Source organism: Pseudomonas sp. D3-27 (genome assembly GCF_051132165.1).
In the GTDB taxonomy this organism is placed as follows: Bacteria; Pseudomonadota; Gammaproteobacteria; order Pseudomonadales; family Pseudomonadaceae; genus Aquipseudomonas.
Genome location: NZ_CP071667.1, coordinates 2,738,397 through 2,764,645, shown reverse-complemented (window position 1 = coordinate 2,764,645; position 26,249 = coordinate 2,738,397). Strand labels below are relative to the sequence as shown.

The window sequence follows — 26,249 nt, the reverse complement described above, 5'->3', positions numbered from 1 at the left end:
GGCGGGCCTTTGGCTGGGTTGGATGGCGTCACATGCAGCTATAACCTGCAACTCATGCGTCTTCCGCCATGTTAAGCCTCGACGTACCGTTGTAACAGCAGGTTGCAAACAACGGAGACATGATGAAGCCAGCCAATGCAGAACAAAGCTTGCCAACGACAGCGGCTCACTCGCCGAGTACCCCGGTGCGCTGGGCCCTGACCAGCCTCGCACTCTCGACACTGCTGGCGTCACTGGGTGCCAGCGTAGCCACCGTCGCCTTGCCGGTGCTCGCCGAGGCGTTCCAGGCCTCGTTCGCGCAAGTCCAATGGGTCGTGCTGGCCTACCTGCTCGCGATTACCACGCTGATCGTGAGCGTGGGCAGGCTCGGCGACTTGCTGGGCCGGCGCAAGCTGCTGCTGGCAGGCATTGCGCTGTTTACCCTTGCGTCGGCGCTGTGCGCCCTGGCGCCGTCGCTCTGGTGGTTGGTCGCGGCCCGGGCCCTGCAAGGCCTGGGGGCGGCGATCATGATGACCCTGACGCTGGCCCTGGTCGGCGAAACGGTGGAAAAGAGCAGGACTGGCAGCGCCATGGGGCTGCTTGCCACGCTGTCGGCGGTGGGCACCGCCTTGGGCCCGTCCCTGGGCGGCCTGCTGATCACAGGGTTTGGCTGGCACGCACTGTTCTTGATCAACCTGCCCCTGGGCCTGCTGACGCTGCTGTTGGCTTGGCGATTCCTGCCTGTCGTGCCCAGGCCGATTGCCATCGGGCGCTTGCGCTTCGACGGCCTGGGCACACTGTTGCTCGCCACCGGGCTGGGCGCCTATACCTTGGCGATGACCGTCGGACGCACAAGCTTCGGCTGGCTGAACAGCGGGCTGTTACTGGTAGCGGTTATCAGCGGCGGGCTGTTCGTCCAGGTGCAACGTAGGCTCGACTCGCCACTGATTCCCCTGGCGATGTTCCGCGACCGCCCCCTAGTGTCAGGCCTGGCGGCCAGTGCATTGGTCGCGGCGGTCATGATGGCGACTTTGCTGGTCGGCCCGTTCTACTTGTCCATCACCCTCGGTCTGCCTCCGGCAATCGTCGGCCTGGTGCTGGCGGCGGGCCCCTGCGTGGCCGCGCTCGCCGGTGTGCCCGCCGGACGCCTGGCTGATCGGTTCGGGGTACGTCCAATGCGGCTAGCCGGGCTGGCGACGATGGTCCTCGGCACCCTGCTCTTGTCGCGGATTCCCCCCGCGCAGGGCATTGCGGGCTATGTTCTTGCCATTGCGGTGACTACCCTTGGCTACGCGCTGTTTCAACCCGCGAACAACGCGGCGGTGATGGCGCCGGTCCCCGATGACAAGCGTGGCGTGGTTGCCGGCCTGCTCAATTTATCGCGCAATCTTGGCTTCCTTTCTGGCGCGTCAGTGCTCGGTGCGGTTTTTGCCGCGGTTTTGCCGACCAACGGTATCTCTGTCGCAAGTCCGGAAGACGTAACGAACGGCATGCATCTCACGTTTGCCGCCGGCCTGGCCCTGACCGCCCTGGCGTGGTTGATAAGCGCCGCAACCCGCGTGCCAGAGCGGTTGAAGCAAGGCGCGGAGCGCACCAGCAAACGGTGATGGCGTTCTGAACATTTAGCGTTAGGTCATGACGCAGATCAAAAAAACTGAACCAATCGCCAAACGGACTGAAAAAATCCACGTGCCGTTCATTTTCAAATGCTATTTTTAGTACTCACTGGTAGAGCCAAGATGGCTCTTCCTTCCTGACATGAGCAAAAGGAAGCGCTTGATGAAGAAGGCGGGCTACAGATGAATAAAGGATCTTTCAGCAAGGTAACGTTCCCCAACGCCTGCCAGTTGATGCGCTGGCACTTCCATCCCATGGGCTTCGAAGCCAGCATGGACGCCCCGGGCAGTATGGTTGCCCGGTTATTTGACCGCGCGAGCGGCGAAACCATGATCGCGATTGCAGGCATTCCCTGCGCGACCGTGATGAACGCCCCCGACGTCGAGCGAATCATCGAAGCGGTGGAAGCCGAGCTAGAAGCCTTCGTCCCCCCGGTTGGTTTGCGACGATTCGCCTCGTGACGAAAAAAGCCCACATTTTCATGTGGGCTTTTTTGTCGTTAAGAGTTTTGCCAAGGCAGCTCAGCCGCGCGCACGGCGGTGATCAGCGAAAAAAGGTTTGCCTACCCCGACCCGGTCCGAGGCCTTCGGTGCGTTAGCCGCCTGGCTGTCCTGACCATCGACATACCAGTAGCAATGCTGCACCGCCCGTGTAATGCCCACATACGCCAAGCGCAGGATCTCATCGCGCTGCGCCGAGTCGTAAGGTTCGGCGTCGCCTTCCTGGCCCAACCCAGCCATTCGATACACCTGGTTTTTGTACGGCGAACGGGTCAAATGTTGGCAGTCGCCTATCAAGAACACCGCATCCGCCTGGAGACCCTTGGCGCTATGGTAGGTCATCTGCCTGAGGCGCCTTTGAGAATACGGCAAGCTAGAATCCACATTAACTGTTGGCTCAATATACTTTTGTATCAATAGCTTATCGCTGCTTTTTCGATACAACATCAAGATCGAATCGCCGTTGCGGTAGTGCTCGCCGAGCCGCCTCGCCAAGCCTTCGTCGTCCCGCTCCAGCACATTGACCGGGCTCGGCGAACGAGGCTCTCCACTGGCCTTGGCTTTTTTGCCGGGAATGGAAGGCGTCGTACCGACGATATGTTCGGCCGCGTCGATGATGTATTGGTGGCTGCGGTAATTCTCAGTGAGCATGACCCGCGTATTCGCCGGTGACGGAAATTGCTTGTTGAATCCCACGAAAAAACTCGGCGAACTGCCACGCCACCCGTAGATCGACTGCCAGTCGTCACCCACGCACAGCAACGATGACCGTTGGGCGCCCCGCCCCACATGCATGGCGGGCCCGCGCTTGCGCACCTCACTTAGGGTCGCTCGCAGCCAGGAGACGATCTGTGGCGAAACGTCCTGGAACTCATCGATCATCAAATGTGACATCGACCTCAGCAGCGCGTCATCGAGCAGCTTGAAGTTCTCCGGCGAATGCTCGCTGAACAGCGAGAACATCCGGTTGTAGGTCATGACCGGAGGGGACTGGTCGAGCAAATGGTCCTCGAAAGCCCGCCAGAAACGGCTCAGCGCCTCGAAAAAATACCGATCCGGGTCGTCCTTGGAGAAACACAGCCTGCCCACGGCGTCTGGGACATCCAGGCCGAGGTTTTCGATGAAGCCCGCCGCCGAAACGAAACAATCCAGCAACGGTGCCGAAGCCAACTCGCCCTTTATCTTGTAATCAAAGCCGGGGCCCGCCGTGGCGTTTCCCGCCAGCGAGGCGAGGACCCGCCTGGCCTCTTCATAGCTTTCGAGCCAAATCAACGGCTTACGGCAGAAAGCTTGAAACAGAGTTCGCTTAACTGCCCATTCGGCGCGCAGGCTGAGCTTGGCGCCGGGCCGACTCAGTTGAGTATTTTCTCGCGGATCGAACCCTAGCATCACCCAGGCATCGAGGGTCGGTATATAGCCGTGGCAATGAAACCTCGACCCATTGATCTCAAACGTTTCGCGCTTGGGCTCAACCCCTTTGATCGGCCAGGCGCCCGCGCGAAACCAGAGGTCTTCGATCGCATCGCACAACGCTTCGTCGCGCTGGGCCGCCAGCTCGGTCACAGCGATGCGCTTTTGCACATCCGGGTGGTCGCGCTCCAGTTCCTTGAGCCGCAAGGCGTGACGGGAAAGTGCCATCATCAGCTCACGGAACCGCTCGTCACGCTGATAAAGCCCGTGATAGCAGGCGTTGAGCTGCTGGCGCTGGGCATCGTTGATGCGCAGATCGAACGGATTGCCTTGGCCGTCCTCATCATCAGGCCCGGTTCGATGGCTCAGGGTCTCGAACGCCTGGAGCCGCTCGAATCCCGGCAAACTGCGGACCATGGGCAGGATACGAGAATGGAAGGTGCGCACCAGTTCGCGCGCCTCCTTCAACCCGATCGCCCGCCCCCAAAGCGCAAAGACCGAGATGAGCTTCTCGATGAAATCCTTGCGCGACTCCCGGGTAAATGTCACCACGGTCATCGAGCCCAGCTCGAAGCCCAGGTACTGTGAGAGCAGCACGATGCGCAGCACCAAGGTGGTGGACTTGCCCGCGCCCGCGCCCGCAACGACCGACGTCGCCGGCGTATCGCTGAAGATCATTTTCCATTGGGCGCTGCTGGGTTGCGCCTGCGCCGGCAACAGCCGGGCAACGTCAGCCTTCATGCGTTTTTTCAGCTCGGCCGTCAGGGGGAAGCGCCAGTCATCGAACAGCAGGTCATCGACTTGGGGAGCGGGATGTTCAGTGCTTCGCGAATCCCGGATCAACAGGACCTGGCGACCCTCTTCCAACCCCTCGGCCTTGCCTTCGCTGAAACCATAGTCAAACCCGGCGGTGTGGCCGCTCCGAAAGCCATCGGCCTGACCGTGCAGCCAGGACGCCCGGTGTTGGGCGCGCAAACGTGTCAGGCCGTGGCCGAATAAACGCGCGGCCAGGCGCTTGAACCAGGGCATCTGGGCCAGGGGCAAGAGGTCGGAGGGAAGATCGGGACGGTGTTGCGGCACGCTTGGGGACTCCGGTGTTCAGAACCATGGCGACTATGGTGTCTGGATTTACCGGCGGATTCCAGCCAAAAGCTTTTAAGTCATGGATTTAGGCGATGAAATGAAAGTGCTATGGCAGGTTGGTATCGCAAGGTTTGCTGGCATGGCAATGCTTCGCGAGCAGGGTCACCCACCCCTGTATTGGCATCGCTGCAAATACAGGGGGGAGCGTAACGTTCGGTTACTGCCCGGAAATGGCCCCGTCCACCAGCGCCTGGGCTTCGACCACCAGTTGTTTAAGGTGCTCGTCGCTCACGAAGCTCTCCGCATAGATCTTGTAGATGTCTTCAGTGCCCGACGGACGCGCTGCGAACCAGCCGTTCTCGGTCATCACTTTCAGGCCGCCGATGGCCTGGTCGTTGCCTGGCGCATGGCTGAGGATGTTCTTGATCGCCTCCCCGGCCAGTTCGGTGGACTGGACCTGGTCCGGCGACAACTTGCTCAGCAGTGCTTTTTGCTGCGGGCTGGCCTTGGCGTCGACCCGCACCGAGAACGGTTCACCCAACTCGTCCGTCAGGGCGCGATAGGCCTGGCTTGGATCGCGACCCGTGCGAGCGGTCATTTCCGCAGCCAGTAACGCCGGAATCAGACCGTCCTTGTCGGTACTCCAGACGCCACCGTCCTTGCGCAGGAACGAGGCGCCGGCGCTTTCTTCGCCGCCGAAACCGAGGGAACCGTCGAACAGCCCATCGGCAAACCACTTGAAGCCCACCGGGACTTCATAGAGGCGTCGTCCCAGACGGTTGGCCACGCGATCGATCAGGCCACTGCTGACGACAGTCTTGCCGACAGCGGCATCGGCACGCCATTGCGGGCGGTTCTGGAACAGGTAGTCGATCGACACTGCCAGGTAGTTGTTCGGCGCCAGCAGGCCGCCGCTCGGAGTCACGATACCGTGGCGGTCATGATCCGGGTCACAGGCGAACGCCACGTCAAACCGTTCTTTCAGGCCGATCAGGCCTTGCATGGCGTGACTGGAGGATGGGTCCATGCGGATTTGTCCATCCCAGTCGACCGTCATGAAGCGGAAGGTCGAATCGACGTGAGTATTGACCACGTCCAGATCCAGTCGATAGTGCTCGGCGATGGCCGGCCAGTAGCGCACGCCCGCGCCACCCAGCGGGTCGACGCCCAAGCGCAACCCGGCATTGCGAATGGCATCAAAATCGATGACGTTGACCAGGTCTGCCACGTAGGTATTGAGAAAATCATGGCGGTGGGTGGTGTCGGCCTTGAGCGCCTGTTCGTAGCTGATGCGCTTGACGCCGGCCAGCTGGTTGGCGAGCAGCTCATTGGCCTTGGCTTCGATCCATTTGGTGATATGGGTATCCGCCGGGCCACCGTTGGTGGGGTTGTATTTGTAGCCACCGCTTTGCGGCGGATTATGGGACGGCGTGATGACGATGCCATCGGCCAGGCCAGTGGTGCGGCCTCGGTTGTAGCAGAGGATGGCGTGGGAAACGGCCGGCGTAGGGGTGTATTCATCGCCTTCGGCAATCATCACGGTGACACCGTTGGCGGCCAGCACTTCCAGGGCGCTGGCAGCCGCGGGGGTCGACAACGCATGGGTGTCGATGCCGACGAACAGCGGCCCATCGATACCTTGGGCTTCGCGGTAAAGGCAAATCGCCTGGCTGATGGCCAGCACATGCCATTCATTGAAGCCCAGGTCGAAAGAACTGCCGCGGTGCCCCGAGGTGCCGAAAGCGACGCGCTGGGTCGCAACCGAGGCATCGGGTCGGCCCGTGTAATAGGCCGTAACCAGTCGCGGGATATCGATCAACAACTCTGCCGGTGCCGGCTTGCCCGCAAATGGACTGACTGTCATGCAAAACCTCGGAATGGAGTGGCTCGAAAATGGATGCAGTTTACTGACAGTTCGACCATCACGCGATGGGTTCGATCCCTGGCCCAGCGATCAAGATTGCTCGAGCTTCAAAGCGTCGGCCAATGCAGATAGGGCGGCCTGCCGATCGTCCACTGAGCTGAATGAGTGGGTCAGGCGCAGATGCTGGCCGTACATCCCCTGGATGCTGAACAATTCTCCCGGCGCGATGACGATTCGACGGGCCAGCAGGCGCTGAAAGACCCGGCGCATGTCAGCTGGGCGCGAAGTTCGCGCCCAGACCGTCGCCCCTCCTTCGGGCTCCACCCATTGCAGGCAATCACTCACCCGCTCGCGCAACAATTGCGAGGTCGACGCGGCGCTTTCCCGTAGCAAGCGGCGCAAGACCAGGAGGTGCTGGTCGATCCTTCCATTGCTGTACAGGCGTGCAATCGCCTTCTGGCGAATCGGCGACAGGCGAAATGCGCGCAGCAGGAAGTGCCGTTGCAAGGTCAACGTCAGTTGCCTGGACAGCACGTAACCGTAGGGCGCCTCGGCACCGATGGTTTTCTCGAACGTGGAGTAGACAATCAGACGATCCGGGTCCAGCAGATCCCGAAATGGCGTGCTCCCTGGCTCGAATACCAAGTCGGTGTAGCTATCGTTCTCCAGCACCCAGGTACCGTATCGTTCGAGCAACCGCGCCACGGCGCGGCGATTACCCTCGCTCGCGCGCGTCCCCCTGGGCATGCTCAAGACCGAGGACAGCACCACCAGGCTCACCGTTTCGCTCGCAAGCAATCGCTCCAGTTGCTCGACGTCCATGTCCCCGCCCGCCGGTGATGGCAGCTCGATCACTTGCACATCGGCCGCTTGCAGCAGGCGCAGGACAGTCCAGTCGCCGGGTGACTCCATCAGCACCGTCGCCCCCTTGAGGGCCAATACCGCGATGAGGATCTCCAGGACACCTCGCAGGTCGGCACCGATATAAACGTCGTCGGCATTCCAGCATCGGGCCGGCGAAGACGTATAGCGAGCCGCAAGGGCCGTTCGCAGCTCCTGTTCGCCCCAGGGTTGTGAGGGCAATTGTGAAGCGCGCGGGTATTGGCGGAGCAACTCGCGCTCAAGCAAAAGCAGCGGGCTGTCCAGTGGCTGCAGGGAAGCCGGCTCATCATCGCTGAGCACCAGCATGCCAGGCCTGCGGGCGTTGACATACAAGGTTTCGAGCAAATCCTCACCGTCGCCCAGGTCGGCAACGCAGGGCACCGGCGACGCGTAGTAACCGGACTTGGCGATTGAATACACGCGCCCTTCCTTCTCCAGTAGGGAGTAGGCGTACTGGATCGTCGAGATGGATACGCTCAGGCGCTCGGACAACTGCCGCAACGATGGCAATCGCACCTTGGCGTCTGCGCCAAGCTCATTGATGAGGTTCGTCAGGTATCGGTAGACCGCCTGGTAGGCGAAATCTGTTTCCCGGCCTACCTTCATGAGCCCGCGCCAACGATACGAGCCATGGCCAGCCGTGCCGGGACGAGAAAAGCCAACCCCTTCAAACCCCGTTCCTCAGCGTCGCGCCGAGCGTTCGCGCAATCCATCGGTACCCTGCTCATCTTCATCCGTATCGAAGCCTTGCTCGACTGATTGCGGGCCGACCACCGAAACCGCCCCCCGTTCCGCAGGGACGAGTCGGACGCGGTACAACTTGCCAAGCATCGGGATAGACAGGCCGCTGACATCCACCATCCATTGCGCAACCTGATCGGCGACGGTCCCTCCCTGCAAGGCTTTGTGCAGGTCCGGCATTGCCACCAGCATGCCCGGATGGCTACAGCGCAGGAAATGCTCCAGCCCCGCGCCATTGTCCACGAAGGGCGCAAACAGCATGCACACCAGTTGGGTTTCATTGAGCCTCAGGGTGTTTTGCACCTCGTTGGCTGCCTGGGCGCGACGCTCGGGGATGGCCGCCGGCGAGCCGAACAGTTCCTGGACCTGTTGGCAGACATGGAGGGGTAATTGCTTGCGATGCATGAGCATGACAGTGCGCTGCACATAGTCGCCATAGCCGGTTTCATAGCTGCGGCCTTGCAGATAGCAGGCCTGCAAGCCGTACAGGTGAGCGGACAGGAACGGACTGAGGAACTCATGCTCGATCGTTGGCGCAACCAGCCCATCGGGACGTACCCGCAGAAATTCACTGAACAGAGGCCAGTTGTTTTCCTCCAGGCGATCGACGATCAGGTCGTCGATGCTGATATGCCCTATCCGCCGACAGGCCTCGAACTGACCTTCGGGCCGCCACGGCCCCAGGCGGGCCCGGCCATAGAACTGTTGGAAGAAATCGCCGCCTATCGTGTCGAGCTGCATGAACAGGCCGTCGAAGCCACAACTCGGATCGACCGGCTGGCCAACCTTGCGGGTCGCACGATGAAGGCCCGCCATGAATTGCTTCTGCTGGCGTGGCGTGTCGCTGCTGACCCATGAATCGACGCCCGACTCCCAGCGCGCCACATGCCTGTAGAATTCCGCCATTGCCAGGTAGCCCTCATCCCCCAGGCCCAAGAGGCTGTCGGACGGACGCAGGTGGCCCAGCATCAGCATGTGGGTCCGATTGGACTCATACCACGCCTCCGAAGGTGCCTTGCGATGGTCGAATGGCACCACCTCACGGTTGTCGGCCATAAGCAGCTCCACCCTGGGGTCGTCGTAGAGGAACAGCGCGCTGTAGCAGCGATGAATATTCTCCAGGCTGGCCTGGGTCGTCTCCCCCAGGCGAGGCGTGGCGACGCGAAGATCAAACGTCGCCGGGTGCCGACCGGCGATGCTCAATTGCGCCGCTCGCAAGGCCGTCAGGACGTAGAACCCCTCCCGGCTCCCGTTCTGCACCGACAGCACCCGGTAATCGCCGATTCGCTCGATGCCCCCAGCGGCGACGATCAAGCGTTGGATCAGGAGCTGCAGCGCAGTCCGTTCCGCTCGGGAATAAAAATCCAGCAAGCGTTGCAATACTTGCTGATAAACGTAAGTCATTGCCTGTTCATGAATTGCACTCATAACCATTTACCTGGAAATTCGATTATCGGCGTCGCGCCCGCACCAATCCGATTGCGCGACGCAGTGTTCTGAATATTGCTTTGTTATTGCCAACAGTATTGGCAATACGCTCCATGTTTGCCTTGGGTAATCATTTGACACATACGAGGCACCTTGACCCCGCCGCCTCATCAGAACCCAGGAAAACCCCGCAATCATTGCCCCTCGCTGAACAATCGTTACGTCCTAGGAGATTTCTTACAACTTCCCACAGACTAGAGAGACAACAGATAAAGAACATGCCGAAAAGCAACTCTCCTGTTGACCAACTCGATTTTCCCCATGATCGACGGGCAGGTCCAAAGCAACTACCATTCGGGCCATTTTGAATATTCGCTGAAGGGTCGAAACCTGAGTAAAGTCTGTATTGCGCCACGACTTCTTCCTTGAGTTGGAAACAAGCGTTCAATTATCAGCACTTAAATAATGATTAGAAGATACAGATTGGCACCAAAAACCAGTTCAGTTGCGCGACTTCGGTTTTTAACGCGGGGAAAAGCGGCATAGGTAACGCGCACAAGCAGGCGCAGGGCCGCCTTGGATAAGGCAAGACGCAATGAAAAGGCGCGTGGCCAGGCAGGCCAGGGCCGCGCAAGAGCCGAAACCGCTGGCTCTTGCGCAAGGAGGGGAATCAGGCGGGGTCGACCACCTGAAGGGCAACACGTTCGCGGCAAGGGCATTCGCCCATGTAGCGGTGGGCCTCGACGAACTCGGAGAAGGGAAAGACCCGAGTCTTGAGTGGCAACACGACACGATCGGCGGTGAGCTGGTTGATATCACGCAATGCGCGCTGCAAGGCCACCTGGTCCTGGACAATCCCCAGTTCCGGCTTGCCGGTGAAATTGCCGATGCAGTGCACGAAGAACTGGATGTTCTTCTGAAAGGCCGCGCAAGCCGGAAATGGCGTCTGGTTGCCACCCTGCAAGCCATACAGCACCAGGCTGCCACGAGGTGCCAGCACGTCACCCAGGAGCGACATCTGCGGACCGCCAAGGCCGTCGAACACGACGTCGACGCCACGATTGTCCGTCAGCTTGTTGATTTGCATCAGCAAGTCCTGCTCTTCGGTTACGATCACCTTTTCGGCGCCCAGCGACAGCAGATATTCGCGCTCGTCGGCAGTCTTGGTCGCTGCGATCACCCGCACACCCAAGGCCTTGCCCAGCTGCACGAACGACGGACCGGCGCAATGGCTGGCATCGGTGACCAGGGCAAACTGCCCAGGCTTGACCCGTGCCAGGTCCATGTAGGCGAAGTAGGCGATCAACAGCGGCGTGTAATGCACCGCGGCCTCGATTGGGCTGAGCACGTCGGGATAGCGAGTCAGCGCGGTGCGTGGCAGCACGATGACCTCGCCATACACCGGATAATCGTTCGGACTCTCTGCGGGGAAGCTGGCGACCTTGTCGCCGACGGCCAGATCGTCGACACCGTCGCCGATGGCGGTGACCACGCCAGCCATTTCATGGCCAAGCCCCGAAGGCAGGCGCGCCTGGGACGACGCCAGGTTCTGGCGCCACAGGGTGTCATACCAGCTGATGCCGATCGCTTCGACGCGGACCTGCACTTCTCCCGGCGCAGGAAGAGCCGCCGCATGCTCTTCGCATTTGAGCACCTCGGCACCACCAAACTTGTGAAAACGGATCGTGCGGGACATCGCAAACCTCGTCAAAGTAACCTCTAATGCCATGAACTCTATCCGGGCTTTGTAGCCAAGACCATCAGTGGCTATTAATAGTCGACATGCCTGTCATTGATTCCGCAGCAAGAAAACCTAACCAGTCCTGTAGGACTTATCCCTAAGAAAATGCATTTACCCGATGCAGAGTACCAGCCTTTCCCCGTAAGATTCATGCCGGTCATTGTTCCCATATGGCCGCCCACGTCAAGCTTGCCGAATCTGCCAGGACCCCAGATGAATCGTAATGACCTGCGTCGTGTCGACCTGAACCTGTTGATCGTGTTCGAAACATTGATGCATGAACGCAGTGTGACCCGCGCCGCCGAGAAGCTGTTTCTCGGCCAGCCGGCCATCAGCGCCGCGCTGTCGCGCCTGCGCAGCCTGTTCGATGACCCCTTGTTCGTGCGCACCGGGCGCAGCATGGAACCCACCGCCCGAGCGGTGGAAATCTTCGCCCTGCTCTCTCCGGCCCTGGATTCAATCTCCACCGCGGTCAGCCGGGCGGCGGAATTCGACCCGGCCACCAGCACTTCGGTGTTTCGCATCGGCCTGTCGGACGATGCCGAATTCGCCCTCCTGCCCATGCTGCTCAAGCGCCTGCGAGCCGAAGCACCGGGCATTGTGCTGGTGGTGCGCCGGGTCAATTACATCCTGATGCCGGGCTTGCTGGCCTCGGGGGAAATCTCCATCGGCGTCAGCTATACCGACGACTTGCCGGCCAATGCTAAACGCAAGGTATTGCGTCGCAGTTCGCCGAAAGTGCTACGGGCCGACACCGCGCCGGGACGGCTGACCCTGGACGAATTCTGCGCCCGGCCCCACGCACTGGTGTCATTCGCCGGGGATTTGAGCGGCTTTATCGATGAAGAACTGGAAAAACTCGACCGCAAGCGCCATGTGGTACTGGCGGTTCCGCAGTTCAACGGCCTGAGCACACTGTTATCGGGCACCGACATCATCGCCACCGTACCCGATTACACCGCCGACGCATTGACCGCCGCTGGCGGCGTGCGCGCCGAAGACCCACCCATCCCGGTGCGAAGCTTCGAATTGCACATGGCTTGGCGGGGATCACAGGATAATGACCCGGGAGAACGCTGGTTGCGGTCGCGGATCCAGATGTTTTTTGGCGACCCTGATAGCCTTTAGGTTTCGTCCTGCAGGCTGTTTAGCTGATCATTTCTGACTTTTCATAGGTCGTAGCGACCCATTCACACCGGGCAGCGCTCGTCGTTCGCGCCACTCACTACTCACTGGACGTCATGCAAGCACGTCATTTCTGTGAAGGCATGTTCAGGCGCTGATGTTGATCCGCTGTGTACTTTTCATCGCCCGCTACAGGTACCCAATCCTTTAAAGGTGTCAGAAAGTGCAGTTCAAAACGACGTGACAGGAACGCCCATTTTCCGTCGCGACGTTCAAACCTGTCGTGGTACAGCCCACTGGCTTGAACCGGACCTTTTTCAATGTCATGGAACAGGCAATCCGCGGCCACCGTACCCGCCGCGCTGTCACCCTTGATTTCGATCAGTGGGTTGGCCATCCAGTGGTGCATATAAGGCATCTGGTGCCAGCTGTTTTGCGCCATCGCCAGGATTTCGTCACGGTTTCCGGCCTTGCCGAAACCCGGTAGGTCCAGTGTCGATTCTTCGTGCCAGATTGCGCTCAGGAGCAACACGTCAACGCGATCGAAGGCATTGGCGTAGGCGCTGATCAGCGACTCGATTGCGGCGCGACTTTCCAGGGCGTCCAGTCGGGTGCTCAGTTCTTCAATGTTCATGATGAGGTTTCCTGCTGAGACTTCGCAAAAGCGAAAAGGCAACCCTCTGCGAGGGCTGCGCTGCGGTTAAGCAAGTGTTCAGATCTGCGACAGGCCGCCGTCGACCATCAGCTCCACACCGTTGACGTATTTCGCATCGGCGGATGCAAGGAACAGCGCCGACGAGGCGATTTCTTCAGGTTGGGCCATATACCCCAGCGGAGTGATCTGCTCGACATGTTGTCGCAGCGCGGCGATGTCGCGTTCGCTCATCTTCAAGCCGTTATCCATCAGAGGCGTGCGGGTGAAGCCAGGGCTCAGGACATTCGCCCGAATCCCGCGACCTTTGAGTTCGTTGGCCCAAGTCCTTGCGAAGGACCGCACCGCGGCCTTGGATGCGTTGTAAAGGCTCAGCCCTTCCATCCCGTTGCTGGAACAGATAGAGGCCGTCAACACGATCGAAGCGCCATCTTTCAACAATGGCATTAACGTCTGAACGGAAAAAAAAACGCCCTTTACGTTAATGTCGAACATATTGAAATAAGCCGCCTCCGTGGTCTCGCCCACCGGGTTTTTTTCACAAATGCCCGCGTTGGCAAACACTGCGTCCAATTGATCGTCACGGGCCACAATGGTCGCCTTGAGCTTATCGAGATCAGCCTGGCGCGCGACATCCGAAATGACCGCGACGGCTCTTTCGCCCAGCTTTGCCACCGCAGCTTCCAGCGTGGCTGCAGAACGACCCGTGATGTAAACACGCTTGGCTCCCTCTGCAATCAAACCCTGCGCAATCGCAAATCCGATCCCGGTGGATGCGCCGGTGACAACTGCAACCTGATTGGCGAATTTACCTGACATATCTGACTCCTCAGCCTCGGTTGTGTGGCTCGATTGAAACCACAGTACGGCCATTTTGAGAGGAGTCAGGGGCTGAGCGGCACTGCCAAAAATGAACATTGGCCGTTCAGTTATGTGAGGCGTCAGCGAAGGTTTGATCGTTTAGATTCGAGTCAGCTGATTCAGAGCATGACCCGCAATCGAGAATATCTGGAACCGAAGTGTTCCAGGAAGGAGACCTTATGCCTCAGACTAAAATCGCCCCCCCGGAACCGCGGCGCTGGTTGATGTTCGCCATTTTGTTGGTCGGTGCGTTTTTACCGCCGCTGGATTTTTTCATCGTCAACGTAGCACTGCCCTCGATTCAACAATCGCTGGGCACGGCCTCCTCCGCCGAACAGTTGATCATCTCGTCATATGCGGCTCTTTATGCCGTGACATTGATCACCGGGGGTCGGCTCGGCGATATCTACGGCCGCATGAGAATGTTCTTCGTTGGCCTGGTTGGCTTTGCAATCGCCTCATTGATCTGCGGTGTCGCCGAGTCACCTTGGATGTTGATCGCCGGACGTTCGCTGCAAGGCGTGACGGCAGCGGTCATGGCGCCCCAGGCACTCGCTTCAGTGCAGGCCATATTCCCCGAGTCCGAAAAACCTTTGGCGTTGAGCCTCTATGGCGCAGTCTTTGGTCTGGCGTCGGTGGTCGGCCAGGCCCTTGGCGGAATATTGATATCGCTCAACTTGATGGGCTTGGGGTGGCGGGCGATATTTCTTGTGAATTTACCGATTGCGTTGCTGGTGATTCTGATCGCCATTGCGGTGGTCAAGGAAACCCGCGCACCACATACAAGCAAGCTTGATCTGGGCGGAACGGTACTGTCCATGGTGACGCTGGGAGCGCTGATCGTGCCGCTGATCGAGGGGCGTGAAGCGGGCTGGCCTTTGTGGGCCTGGCTATCGCTTGCGGCGGTGCCGCTGCTGGCCTGGCTGTTCTGGCGCTACGAAGCCCGTTTGCACCAAGCGCAAGGCGCGCCGTTGCTGAATCCTGCCGTACTGCGCGCGCCTGGGTTGGGCCGGGCACTGTTCGTCGCTCTGACCTTTTACGCGATCGGCGTGTTTTTTCTGCTGTTTTCTATTTATTTACAGGGAGCGCTGCATACGAGCCCACTCAATGCAGGCCTCGTCTTCCTTCCTTTCGGCGCGGGCTTTTTGCTGGGACCGCTCTCCACTCCTCACTTCAGGCATTTGCTGGGGGCGTACGTCAATCCGGTCGGGATGGGACTTGAAGTGTTGGGGCTCATGCTCCTGGCCTGGCTCGTGGCGCACACGCCGATGTCCGTAAGCCCCGCTGCGCTGCCCCTTGCCGTCATTCTGTTTCTGATCGGCTTCGGACAAGGACTGGCCCTTCCGACATTGATGCGCATGATCACAGGGCGCGTGGCGCCAGCGTACTCCGGCATGATTGCAGGCATTACCAGCTCTACTCTGCAAATCAGCACATCACTGAGTGTCGCGATAATAGGCGGAGTTTTTTACACCCTTCTAGGCACGGACACAGACGCGGCTGCCATCACCCACGCCTTCACCGTCTCAATACTCTGTATCGCGGCATGCCTGGTCGTAGGCACGGGACTCAGCCTTACCCTGGCGCGCCAACCTGCTGCGCAACTGCAAACGACAGCCATGCACCCAGCGGAGTGAGTCAACCGCCTGCCTGGTTGCCGATCATGATGGAAGCAAGGTCGGCAAGAGCACGCAGGCTGTCCATCTGCCGCATGTCCTGGTGGTAGCCCATCCATATGTCGCGGCCCGGTGGCGCCTCATGCGGATCAATCAGGCGCAGCGCCGTTAACCGGTCGCCCAGGGCGCGGGGCAGCACAGCGATGCCCTGCCCTTGCGCGCACATCTGCGCCTGGACGGTGCGACTACTACTCGTAAACACCGTACGGGCCAGAGGGTACCGCTGCCGCAGCCACTGCACATCGGGATAATGTGATTGGGCGACACTCATGGTAATCAAGCCAACCCCCTCGCCCTGCGGCTCGAGGTCAGGAGATCCGACGGCGGTGTACAGCCCATAGCTCAGGGAAGTGAGTTTGCGGTGAACAATATCGGGTTCGGTGAAAGGAACGATCCGAAACGCGATGTCGGCGTCGCGACGGGCCAGGTCGAACAATCGATGCCCGGCGATGACCTCGGGCACGATCAGCGGATAACGTCGCCCCAGTTCGCTCAGAACCGGGGCCAGCACGTAACAGGCAAACCAGTCAGCGCAGGAGATGCGCAACACACCTTCTGGCTGCGCGCTGTCGCCCGCAAGGCGCCGCTCGATGGCCAACGCACTTTGCTCCATTTGCTGCGCCAGGCTGAGTAGCTTCTCTCCGCTCTCGGTCAGTATCAGACCTTGGGTGGTACGCAGGAAAATGGGCTGGCCGCTGGACTGTTCAAGGACCTGCAAGCGCCGCCCCACGGTCGGATGACTAACACCCAACAGCTTGGCAGCAGCGCCCAATGACCCACTGCGGGCAATCGCGAGAAAGACCCGAACATCACTCCAATCCATGCTCCGCCCCGATGCAAAAATGAAGAGTGAGAGTGCAGCAATGGCGATGCCGTAGCAATCCCGCGCTCGACAGACACGTCTACAAATTAGTCGACACACCATTCGGGGACGGGAAATGAAGACAGGTTTTATCGGTCTGGGAAGTACTGCGCTTTGACCTTACCGCGAAACACCCAGAACCCCCACGTGTTGTAGGCCAGCGTGACCGGCACCAGCACCGCGAATCCCACGAGCATGAACCCTTGGCTCGAAGCTGGAGCAGACGCTTGGCTGATCGCCAGCGACGGCGGCAGGATTAACGGATAGAGGGTAATGATCGCGGCAGCGAACGCCGTGCCAAACCATCCCAATACCGCAAACAACGGAAGGAAATGGTATCGGCTGGAAAAAGCCCGGTAAAACCCGACCAGCAACGCGCACTGAACAAGCAGAAGCGCCGGGCTCAGGTTCGATTCAAGAAGATGGTCTCGATAGGACGGCGCCAACTCGCTGGTCCACACCACAATGATTGCAATGCCTGCCAGTGTCAGCCATCCCAGCCATCGCGCCTGCCTTCTGGCCGCCGCTTGCAGCGCGCCTTCGGTTCGCCAGAACAGCCAGCAACTGCCAAGCAGTGCGTAGCCAATCACCAGCACCAGGCCACACGCCAGCGCAAATGCACTCAACCACTCCCAACCGTTTCCGGCGAACCGGCCCTCGTGGTGATCGATTCCCTGTACCACGCTGCCCATGATGACACCCTGGCAAAGCGTTGCGATCAACGAGCCGGTCACGAGGCTGACGTCGAGCCAGCGCTTCATTCGTGCAGGCGCGTCGGCCCGGAACTCCAACGCGACGGCCCTGACAATCAATGCCAGCAGCATCGCAATCACCGGGATATACAGGGCGGAAAACAAGACGCTGTAAGCCACGGGAAAAAGCGCGAGCAAACCGCCGCCACCGAGCACCAGCCAGGTTTCGTTCCCGTCCCAGATCGGCAGGATGGAGTTGACCATGATCTGCTTATCGTCGGGGTGTTGGCGGGTCGCGAAGAGGATGCCGACGCCCAGGTCGGTGCCGTCCAGAATCACGTAGGTGATGATGGTAAAGGCAATTGCGGCGGCCGACAGATTGGGTAACAGCGCTTCAGAGATGAACATCACGATTTCCCCCGCGTTGCGCTGGCTTGATCGTCGGCATCCGTTGAAGTTGCCGGCAGTCGGTTGATGGCGCGTACCAGGTAAAACAGCCCCAGGCCGAAAACCAGCAGGTACAGGATAACCAGGGCGAGTGTGCTGCCCAGGACGAATGAGAGCGGTTGCTGCGAGCTGCTGTGAACGGTGCGCATCAAGCCATAGACCGTGAATGGCTGGCGCCCGACCTCGGTAACCACCCATCCGCAAACCATCGCTACGAACCCGGCCGGGGCCATGAGCACCGCACAGCGCATCAGCCATCGACACTCGAACAGACCGCCGCGCCAACGCAAGAAGAGACTGGCGATACCCATGGCCACGATCAGCAAGCCGATGCCCACCATGATACGAAACGCGAAAAAGACCACGGCCACGGGCGGGATGTCTTCGGGCGCGAACTCATCAAGGCTCTGTATGGTGCCGGTCCAGTCGTGGCGCAGATAAAGCGAGCCGAGATGGGGTATCGCCAGTTCGAAATCATTCCTGCGGTTGGCCTGGTCCGGTATCGCAAACAACCTGAGCGGCTCGCCCTGGCCGGCTTCCGGGCGTCGCCAGGAACCTTCCATCGCGGCCAGCTTCTGCGGCTGGTGATCTCGGGTATTTTCGCCGTGCAGGTCCCCCGCGACGAGCTGGATAGGCCCGACCACGGCCGCCATCCACAGTGCCATTGAGAACATCACTCGCGCAGGCGCGTGGGTATTGTCGCGCAACAAGTGCCACGCGCCCGCGGCGCCCACGAGGGTGGCCGTGCCGAGAAAGGCGGCGATGCTCATGTGCACCATACGGTAGGGAAACGAGGGGTTGAATATGATCTGCAGCCAGTCTTCGGGCACGAACCGGCCATCGCCGGCAATGCTGAAGCCTGCCGGGGTGTGCATCCAGGAATTGGCTGACAGTATCCAGAATGCACTGAACAACGAGCCGACGGCGACCGCGCATGTAGACAGGAAGTGCAGGCGCGGCCCGACTTTATTCATGCCAAACAGCATGACCCCGATGAAGCCTGCTTCCAGGAAAAACGCGACCATGACTTCATAGAACATCAGAGGCCCGAGGATGCCCCCCGCCCGGCTGGCCAGCGCGCTCCAGTTGGTCCCGAACTCGAACTCCATGACCAGCCCTGATGCCGTGCCCACGGCGACCGTCAAGGCGAATATCTTCAGCCAGAATCGGTAGACGTCCATATAGACCTGACGCTTTCGCCACAGCCAGAGGGCTTCCAGCACCATCAGGTAATTGGCCAGGCCGATGGAAAATGCGGCAACCACGATGTGGAAGCTAATGGTGAACGCAAACTGGTAGCGCGCCAGCATCAACGCCGAATCCATCGATTCCATGGGCAGGCCCCGCTCAAGCGCCGCTGGGTTTGCCGCAGAATTGACTGATCGGTTTATCGATCGGCCTCTTCATGCCCTCACCCATCGCTTTCAAGCCCTCCAGGAGCGGCAAGATCGCGCGCCAAAGCGATTCGTCATGCAGCAAACGGTATGCGCCCCGCACGCCTGGCGCGACGTCGTCGTTGTTGGGCGCGGTCCATTGACTGACCGCAGCGCCGGCATCCTTCAGCGCGAAGACCAGCCGGTAGAATTCATCGGGCGGCACGCGGGACAGTGCCATCGCCAGGATCGACAGGTTCTGAATGACGTTGAGCGTGCCTTCCTTGTTCAGGCCATCAACCAGCACTTTGGCAATCGCCGTGTTGGCACAGACCAGGTCATTGGCCATGCGCAGCACGCCGTGTTCATGGAGGCTCTGGACCAGACGATCGAGTTCATCCTGCGCGTCAGGCTCGGTCTTGCTTGGTTTTACGTCGTAATCAATAGGTTCGGCCATCAAAACCTCTCCGGATGGGGCGCCGGTGCGTCGATCGGCGCGTAGTCGTCTCTGGCCCACTTCACCTCAACAGCCACGCCATTGTTCGGTGTCCTGTGGCCGTTTCGGAAATTGCCGCGCGGCAATGCCGATTCCGGAGGGGGATCCCTCAGGATCGTCATCTTCACAGCGGTTTCCTTGTAGGCCGGCGTGTTGACGTCTGGATCATGATGTTCCCCGGTGAGTTCATTAATGCCGGGCTTGCCCTGGTGAATCGGCATGAACAGCACCTTGCCGCGCACTCGATCGGTGATCAGAACCGGCACCGTGACCGAACCACGGCGAGAAGTGATCCGCACCTGGGTCCCATCCTGGATACCCCGCTCGTCTGCAAGCTCGGGACTGATTTCGACGTACCAATGCGGTGACAACGAATCGACACGGTCGCCACGTCCCGTCTGGTTGTTGCCCTGGAAATGCTCCAGCATGCGTCCGTTGTCCAGCATCAGGTCGAATTCGCTGTCGGGCGCTTCCGCCGGAGGTTTCCACTCCAGCGGGTACAACACGGCTTTGCCGTCGTCGGTGTGGAACCGGTCGGTATAGAGCAACGGGGTATCGGTGCCATCCGGCTTTACTGGCCAGAGGAGAGATTTCCAACCGTCCAGGCGCTCATAGTTGGCGCCGGCGAACAGGGTGGCGATACCGGCCACCTCCGCGAAGATCTGCGAGGGATGCTCGTATCCCCAGTCATGGCCCATTCGCTTGGCCAGATCGGTCAGGATGCGCCAGTCTGGAAGGCTGTTGCCCAGCGGCGGAAAAACCTCATGAAAACGTTGGATCCGCCGCTCGGTGTTGACGAAGGTGCCCTCCTTCTCAACGCTTGGGCAACCTGGCAGCACGACGTCGGCGAACTGCGCGGTGCGGCTGAAGAAAATGTCCTGCACGACCATGAAATCGAGTTTTCTGAAAGCCTCATGCACGTTTTCAGTGTCGGCGTCGGAAAACGCCGTCTCTTCACCGATCACATACATGGCTTTTATCTTCTGCTCGGCGGCATGCTGAACCATCAGGAAGTTGTCTTCACCGACCTTGTTGGACAGTCGTTCCGGCGCCACACCCCAGGCCTTCGCCCACTTGGCTCGAACCGCTTCGTCAGTGACTTTTTCATAACCGGGATAGACGTTCTTCAAACACCCGAAGTCGCTGGCCCCCTGGACGTTGTTGTGGCCGCGCATCGGATAACCGCCGGTTCCGGGGCGGCCGTAGTTGCCGGTAACCAACAAGAGATTGGACAGTGCGGTGCTCGTGTCGGCCCCATGGCTATGCTGGGTAATGCCCATTGCCCAGAGCAGGCAGACCCGTTTGGCGTTGCCGATCATGTTCGCGGCGCTGACCAGATCCGCCTCCGACAACCCGGTGACCTGCGACGCGAATGGCAGGGTAAAGGGTTCCAGGGAGCGTCGGTACTCGTCCACCTGATTCACCCGCGCTTCCAGGAATGCCGCGTCCGCCATGCCATGATCGAACAGGTAACGCGACATGGCGCTGGCCCAGACTATGTCGGTGCTCGACCTGATCTGCAGGAACAGGTCGGCGCGCTCCGCCATTTCATGCTTGCGTGGATCGACCACCAGCAGTTTTTGCCCTCGATGCTTGCGTGCGGCCTTGATTTTCGAAGCGATAACCGGATGGTTCTCCGCCAGGTTGCTGCCCACCAGGACGATGAGGTCCGCCTGCTCAAGATCGGTGATCGTGCCGGCGTCACCGCCGTAACCGACCGTGCGGAACAACCCCTGTGTCGCGGGGTTCTGGCAGTAGCGTGAAGAGTTGTCGACGCTATTGGTGCCGATGATCAGGCGAGCGATTTTCTGCGTCAGGTAAGCTTCTTCATTGCTGGCCTTGCTGGAGCCAATGAAGCCGATGGCATCGGCGCCGTGCTCACGTTTTATGGCCAGAAGACGGCCTGCGACCAAGGTCAGCGCCTCGTCCCAGCTCGCTTCACGAAACCGGCCGTTTTCCCGTATCAGCGGCGTCGTCAGGCGTTTTTCGCTGTTCACGAAATCCCAGGCGAACTTGCCCTTGATACACGTGGAAATGCCGTTCGCCGGTGCGTTCACCACTGGCTGCACCTTGAGCAGCGTGCGGTCGCGAGTCCACATTTCGAACGAGCAGCCCACGCCACAATAGGTGCACACGGTCTTGGTGCGTTTGATTTCAGGCTGGCGCCAGTGCATGTCCATGACGGAAATAGCGGTAATGGGCGGCGCACCGATCGTATTCTCGATCGTCTTCACCGCGTCGATGAGCGGCCGCTTGATGTCCTCGGGCATCGACGTCAACGGTCCGGCATCCGGCTGCATGGTTTTTTCGAGCAACGCGTTGCAGGGGCAAACCGTGACGCAATGACCGCAGCTCACACAACTGGAACCCTCTATCTTGGTTCCGCCATCCCACAACACCCTTGGATGCTCCTGGGTGAAATCGATGCTCAGCGTTTCATTGACCTCGACGTTCTGGCACGCTTCCACGCAACGCCCGCACAGGATGCATTGATCGGGATCGTAGGTATAAAACGGGTTCGAGTGGTCCTTGCTGTAGGGCTTGCGCTGGTATTTGTAGCGCTGGATCACGGGGTTCATGTCGGCGACGGTATTGTGCAGCGTGCAGTCACCGGTGTTGTGCTCGCAGACCGTGCAATAAAGCTCGTGCTTGGCAAGGATCCGGTCCATGCCTTCTTCCTGCGCCGCCTTCACGCGAGGCGTTTCGCTCACCAGCTTCATGCCGTCGGCGGAACGCAGCGCGCACCCGCGGACCAACTCGCCATCATGCTCGATCCAACAGACATCGCAGGTCTGGATCGGCCCGAGGGCGCGGTGATAGCAGACGTGAGGCAGGTCGATGCCCTGCTCTGCCAAGAAATCGATCAGCGGCTGGTCAGCGTCACCCCTGAGGGTGCGACCGTTGTACTCGACGCTGCACTGGTATCTGCCATTCATGGAAACTCGCCCCGTTGGCCGACTGACCGCCCGGACAGCGGCCCAACGAAGCTAGAGACCGAATGCCCACACGGAAATGTTCAGTTACAGAATCGATATCCCAGTGCTGCAAATGTTCATTAATTTTTGCGCGAAGCCGCTACAGCGTGTGGCATCCGAATGCTTGTAACGCTCCGCTAATAAATGCTGGCTTGTCCTTTCGCTCAAGCATTCACATCCACGACCGTGCGCCCGCGAACCTGCCCTTGCAGCACCCGAGCCGCGACTTCCGGCACTTGCGCCAGGCCGACAAGCTGCGTGGTGCGAGCAAGCTTGTCCACATCCAGATCCCGGGCCAGACGCGACCATGCCTGCAAACGGACAGCCTGGGGCGCATTCACGGAGTCGATACCGGCCAGGGTCACGTTGCGCAGGATGAAAGGCAGCACCGACCCCGGCAGATCCGCGCCCTGGGCGAGGCCGAAGGCGGCGACGACCCCGCGGTATCGGGTCTGGGCCAGGGCATTGGCCAAGGTATGGCTACCGACCGAGTCGATGACGCCCGCCCAACGCTCCTTGGCAATCGGTGCGCCCGGCTCCGACAGGGTGCGCCGATCAATCACCTCTGCAGCGCCCAGGTCACGCAGATAGTCGGCTTCTTCCAGGCGTCCAGTCGACGCGATCACCCGATAGCCCAGCCCCGACAACAGCGCAATCGCCACCGAGCCCGCGCCGCCGTTGGCGCCGGTCACCAGGATATCGCCCCCATCGGGCGCCAGGCCGCCGTGTTCCAGCGCCAGCACGCTGAGCATCGCGGTGTAGCCCGCCGTGCCAATGGCCATGGCTTGGCGGGTCGAGAATACGTCCGGAACCTTGACGAGCCAGTCACCACTCACCCGGGCCTTCTGGGCGAAACCGCCGTGGTGCGTCTGGCTCAGCCCCCAACCGTTCAGCAGTACCCGGTCGCCAGCCTGGAAACCTGCGTGGCTGGAGCTTTCAACGATTCCGGCGAAGTCGATGCCGGGAATCAACGGGAACTGGCGGATCACCGGCGAGCGGCCACTGAGGGCCATGGCATCTTTGTAGTTCACCGTGGAATATTCGATAGCGACGGTGACATCACCGGGCATCAGGTCTTCTTCGGTGAAGTCGACCAGGCCGGTCGACATGGCTTCATCGGTTTTGGTGGCAAGCAGCGCTTTGAAGGTCATGGTTGTTTTCCTGTGCATTTGAGCGGCGAATGTCGTGGGCCCGGTTGAGCAGATTCACGCCAGTTGCATTGCCTTGCGGATACCGGTATCCAGCATGCCCGCCGGCGCGAAGCGGCGCATGAACTGCAATTGGGCTGCCGCCTTGCCGGCGGTGTAACGCAACTTCGGCCGCTCGGCGCGAGCGGCCTTGAGCACCACGTCAGCGACCACATCGGGCCCCTCGGCCGTGGCCATTGCGTGATTGACGACCTTGGTTACCTTACCCCGGATATCCTCGTACAGGTCCAGCTTAGCGTCAGCCTGCAGGCTGTTGCTCTCGAATGATGTCTTGGTATAACCGGGCTCGATGACAACGACCCGGATGCCATGGGTCCGTAATTCATGATCAAGGGCTTGGGAATAGCCATCCACCGCGTGCTTGCTCGCCACGTACAGCGCCACATAGGGCACGGATACCACGCCGAGTATGGAACCGATGTTGATGATGCGACCGACACCCTGGCGACGCATATGCGGCACAACGGCGCGCGTCATTCGCACAACACCGAGGAAATTGGTATCGAAGATCGCCTTGGCCTGGTCGATCGAGCTTTCTTCGGCCGCGGCCGGGGCGAGCCCGAAACCGGCGTTGTTGACCAGCAGGTCGATACGCCCTTCCAACCGCATCAACTGCGCAACCGCGGCCTCGACGCAGGCATCGTCGGTCACGTCGAGTGCCAGCATCTCATACGCCTGATGATCGGCCCGGGCTCCGCGCCGGCTGGTGCCGTATACCTGATAGCCGGCCGCTACGAGGGAGTTGGCAATGGCTTCGCCGATACCGGAAGAAGCGCCGGTCACCAAGGCTACGGGTTTGTGGATCGTCATGGAGTGTTCCTCGGCAACTGGGTCGGGCCCGACATCGATACATGTCAGGGTAGCTCTATGATGATGAGCATAATCATAGCCGTCAACAGTTTTGATTTTGATTGACATCTAATTTAGATCCAGCCTGATGCTGTCCGTCGCTTCGAGGTTACCTTGGCATTCATGCACTGGAACCTAATGCTCGCCAAAGTGGATTTGCCACGCTGCGTCTGTAGGCCGAAGCAGGTTTCAAGGAGGACGTTCAAAGCGGCGTCTCTTGTCCAACCTTCCCCGAAAGCTCACAAGCCACCACTTGCGGCACCACGCGGATACCGACACGCCGATTGGCCCTTCGCCCAGCTTCGGTGTCGTCTCCAGCTATGGGCTGACCGGCGGCGACGCCCTGGACGGCTAGGCAACCGGCGGGGATTTTGCCCACGTGCTGCATCCAGTCCCGCACTGCAACAGCACGGGCGTTTGAGAGTTGCAGGTTCTGTTCCGATGAACCTGTCCCGTCGGTATGGCCTGAAATGACGATCAACCCGTCTGGCTGGGCCTTGATATCCACCAAGGCCTTAACCAAGGTATCGGTCGAACCAGGCTTGAGCTGCGAACTGCCGACATCGAACAGCGACAGGCTGTCCAACTGCACCGGAGCGGGCAAGACCAACGCTGACCTCGCGCTCATCCGCCACCCGACAACCCCTGCGACGAGAGCGAAGACGAGCGCCGCGCCGCACAGCCATGGCGAAAAATGCCCCTTACGATGGGTCATGTCCGGCGGGGGCAGGACCACAATGGGTATCGCCAATGCCGGCTCTGTCATTCCCATGGGAAGCAGTGCCGCTTCGATACGTTGATCGCATCGTTCCAAACGTTGGATCAGCTGGTTGACCTGCTGGCGCAGAGACTGGAGAGCCGGCAGCGGCGTGGATGCGTAGCTTGCCAGCCGCTCAGTCAGGCAGCCCAACGCACCATCGAGCTCAAGCAACGCGCGCTGATCGTTGGTCGTCAGCGCCAGGCCACGCAGCAGCGTTTGCAGCTGTGCGAACAACCACCCCAACGTATCCAGGCGCACCCGCACCGACGGCGGCCACAGGCTGGGCCATTGACCGCAGAGCGTCTTCAACAATCGAACGCCTTGGACCATGCCGTCCAAACCGTGACGCTGGCTTCGAGCCAGCGCATAGAAGCTGACGGTTTGCAGCTCCGCACCGTTGAGTTGCAGCAGCACAAGGCATAACTGCTCGACTTTTTGCCAATCCACGTCTGGGCAGGCGCCATGGCCCAATCTGGCCAACTCGTCGCGCAAAGCGACGAACTCAGCATAGCCGCGCGGATCGCCACCGATTCGAACATGCACTTCAAACAACGCGCTCATCGCGCTTGCCTTGCGTTATCCGTTCCCGTTGCCGCCACATGGTTCTGTCGCTTCAGGTGACGCATCAGGACTTTGCCCTCCGGTCCCAACGTGGTACCGAAAGTTACCCGGCGCCCTCCTTTCAACTGCACGTCCAGGGCGCACTCCAAATGCCCCGGCAGTAATTGCGGCAGTAGCTCGATGGCGAGCGCCGTCAATCGCGGTTCGTATTTGAGCAGGGTATGGGTCATGGCCTTCATCAACGTATGGGCGGTAGCCGGTAGCCCCTGCAAAATGGTTCCCATGTCGGGAAGTCCATAATCCGGTAAATGGCTGAGGCTGCCGGCCCGGCTGTTGAGGATGCGTTGCAGGTTGTCCAGGACCGACAGCGTGTGCTGGTCCTGCCCGCTGACGCGATGCAAATCCAGTTCACCATTGAAGTTTTGCAGTAGCATTTCATAGAGCGAAGGGTTGGGCTCGGTCATGGA

The 26,249-nt window shown here is 60.2% G+C and carries 20 protein-coding genes; 4 read left to right on the top strand and 16 right to left on the bottom strand.

Annotated features, from left to right (window positions below):
* Positions 1-122: 122 nt before the first annotated feature.
* Positions 123-1,586 carry an MFS transporter gene (locus tag J3P92_RS12670; protein ID WP_434651039.1) on the top strand — a complete coding sequence of 488 codons (1,464 nt, stop codon included), beginning with the start codon at positions 123-125 and terminating at the stop codon, positions 1,584-1,586.
* 192 nt (positions 1,587-1,778) lie between these two features.
* The gene (locus J3P92_RS12665; RefSeq protein ID WP_003201764.1) at positions 1,779-2,057 is read left to right on the top strand and encodes a DUF1652 domain-containing protein; all 279 of its coding nucleotides are present in this window, start codon (positions 1,779-1,781) and stop codon (positions 2,055-2,057) included.
* A gap of 60 nt (positions 2,058-2,117) precedes the next feature.
* Here J3P92_RS12665 and J3P92_RS12660 read toward each other — a convergent pair whose 3' ends face one another.
* The 5 genes from J3P92_RS12660 to J3P92_RS12640 all read right to left on the bottom strand — a co-directional run bounded on the left by J3P92_RS12660 (position 2,118) and on the right by J3P92_RS12640 (position 11,200).
* Complete coding sequence (locus J3P92_RS12660; protein ID WP_434651037.1) at positions 2,118-4,586, bottom strand: UvrD-helicase domain-containing protein; 2,469 nt, start codon at positions 4,584-4,586, stop codon at positions 2,118-2,120.
* A gap of 220 nt (positions 4,587-4,806) precedes the next feature.
* Positions 4,807-6,453 (bottom strand): phosphoglucomutase (alpha-D-glucose-1,6-bisphosphate-dependent), encoded by a 1,647-nt coding sequence (gene pgm, locus J3P92_RS12655; protein WP_434611371.1) that lies wholly within the window; start codon positions 6,451-6,453, stop codon positions 4,807-4,809.
* Between the two features lie 90 nt (positions 6,454-6,543).
* Complete coding sequence (locus J3P92_RS12650) at positions 6,544-7,941, bottom strand: aminotransferase class I/II-fold pyridoxal phosphate-dependent enzyme (RefSeq protein WP_434651035.1); 1,398 nt, start codon at positions 7,939-7,941, stop codon at positions 6,544-6,546.
* A 75-nt stretch (positions 7,942-8,016) separates the two neighbouring features.
* The gene (locus J3P92_RS12645) at positions 8,017-9,504 is read right to left on the bottom strand and encodes a hypothetical protein (protein ID WP_420764011.1); all 1,488 of its coding nucleotides are present in this window, start codon (positions 9,502-9,504) and stop codon (positions 8,017-8,019) included.
* Positions 9,505-10,174: 670 nt separating this feature from the next.
* On the bottom strand, positions 10,175-11,200 hold the full coding sequence (locus J3P92_RS12640) for a zinc-dependent alcohol dehydrogenase family protein (RefSeq protein ID WP_420764012.1): 1,026 nt from the start codon (positions 11,198-11,200) through the stop codon (positions 10,175-10,177).
* Between the two features lie 258 nt (positions 11,201-11,458).
* Here J3P92_RS12640 and J3P92_RS12635 point away from each other — a divergent pair, with 258 nt between their 5' ends.
* Complete coding sequence (locus tag J3P92_RS12635; protein WP_434564004.1) at positions 11,459-12,373, top strand: LysR family transcriptional regulator; 915 nt, start codon at positions 11,459-11,461, stop codon at positions 12,371-12,373.
* 124 nt (positions 12,374-12,497) lie between these two features.
* Here the strand turns inward: J3P92_RS12635 and J3P92_RS12630 are convergent, their stop codons facing one another.
* Positions 12,498-13,004 carry a nuclear transport factor 2 family protein gene (locus J3P92_RS12630; protein WP_434651033.1) on the bottom strand — a complete coding sequence of 169 codons (507 nt, stop codon included), beginning with the start codon at positions 13,002-13,004 and terminating at the stop codon, positions 12,498-12,500.
* Positions 13,005-13,082: 78 nt separating this feature from the next.
* Entirely contained in the window at positions 13,083-13,841 is a 759-nt protein-coding gene (locus J3P92_RS12625) for an SDR family oxidoreductase (RefSeq protein WP_434651031.1), read from the bottom strand.
* Between the two features lie 221 nt (positions 13,842-14,062).
* On the opposite strand from J3P92_RS12625, the gene J3P92_RS12620 reads away from it, so the two are divergent.
* Positions 14,063-15,520, top strand: coding sequence for an MFS transporter (locus J3P92_RS12620; RefSeq protein WP_434651029.1), 1,458 nt, complete (start codon positions 14,063-14,065; stop codon positions 15,518-15,520).
* Between the two features lies 1 nt (position 15,521).
* On the opposite strand, the gene J3P92_RS12615 is transcribed toward J3P92_RS12620, so the two are convergent.
* The 9 genes from J3P92_RS12615 to tssE all read right to left on the bottom strand — a co-directional run bounded on the left by J3P92_RS12615 (position 15,522) and on the right by tssE (position 26,246).
* On the bottom strand, positions 15,522-16,382 hold the full coding sequence (locus J3P92_RS12615) for a LysR family transcriptional regulator (protein WP_434563984.1): 861 nt from the start codon (positions 16,380-16,382) through the stop codon (positions 15,522-15,524).
* A gap of 128 nt (positions 16,383-16,510) precedes the next feature.
* Positions 16,511-17,521 (bottom strand): cytochrome d ubiquinol oxidase subunit II, encoded by a 1,011-nt coding sequence (gene cydB / locus J3P92_RS12610; RefSeq protein WP_434651027.1) that lies wholly within the window; start codon positions 17,519-17,521, stop codon positions 16,511-16,513.
* Entirely contained in the window at positions 17,521-18,894 is a 1,374-nt protein-coding gene (locus J3P92_RS12605; protein ID WP_434651025.1) for a cytochrome ubiquinol oxidase subunit I, read from the bottom strand. The genes cydB and J3P92_RS12605 overlap by 1 nt, the downstream gene beginning before the upstream one ends.
* 13 nt (positions 18,895-18,907) lie before the next feature.
* Positions 18,908-19,390, bottom strand: coding sequence for a DUF1641 domain-containing protein (locus J3P92_RS12600; RefSeq protein WP_434651023.1), 483 nt, complete (start codon positions 19,388-19,390; stop codon positions 18,908-18,910).
* Positions 19,390-22,365 (bottom strand): formate dehydrogenase subunit alpha, encoded by a 2,976-nt coding sequence (fdhF, locus tag J3P92_RS12595; RefSeq protein WP_434651021.1) that lies wholly within the window; start codon positions 22,363-22,365, stop codon positions 19,390-19,392. The genes J3P92_RS12600 and fdhF overlap by 1 nt, the downstream gene beginning before the upstream one ends.
* A 203-nt stretch (positions 22,366-22,568) precedes the next feature.
* Positions 22,569-23,555 (bottom strand): acrylyl-CoA reductase (NADPH), encoded by a 987-nt coding sequence (gene acuI / locus J3P92_RS12590; protein WP_434651019.1) that lies wholly within the window; start codon positions 23,553-23,555, stop codon positions 22,569-22,571.
* Between the two features lie 54 nt (positions 23,556-23,609).
* Positions 23,610-24,422, bottom strand: a complete 813-nt coding sequence (locus tag J3P92_RS12585; RefSeq protein WP_420764019.1) for an oxidoreductase — start codon at positions 24,420-24,422, stop codon at positions 23,610-23,612.
* A 241-nt stretch (positions 24,423-24,663) separates the two neighbouring features.
* A complete protein-coding gene (locus J3P92_RS12580; RefSeq protein WP_434651017.1) occupies positions 24,664-25,782 on the bottom strand; it encodes an OmpA family protein in 1,119 nt (372 codons plus the stop codon).
* Positions 25,779-26,246: a type VI secretion system baseplate subunit TssE gene (gene tssE, locus J3P92_RS12575; RefSeq protein ID WP_434651015.1), complete on the bottom strand. Its 468-nt coding sequence runs from the start codon at positions 26,244-26,246 to the stop codon at positions 25,779-25,781. The genes J3P92_RS12580 and tssE overlap by 4 nt, the downstream gene beginning before the upstream one ends.
* Positions 26,247-26,249: the final 3 nt, after the last annotated feature.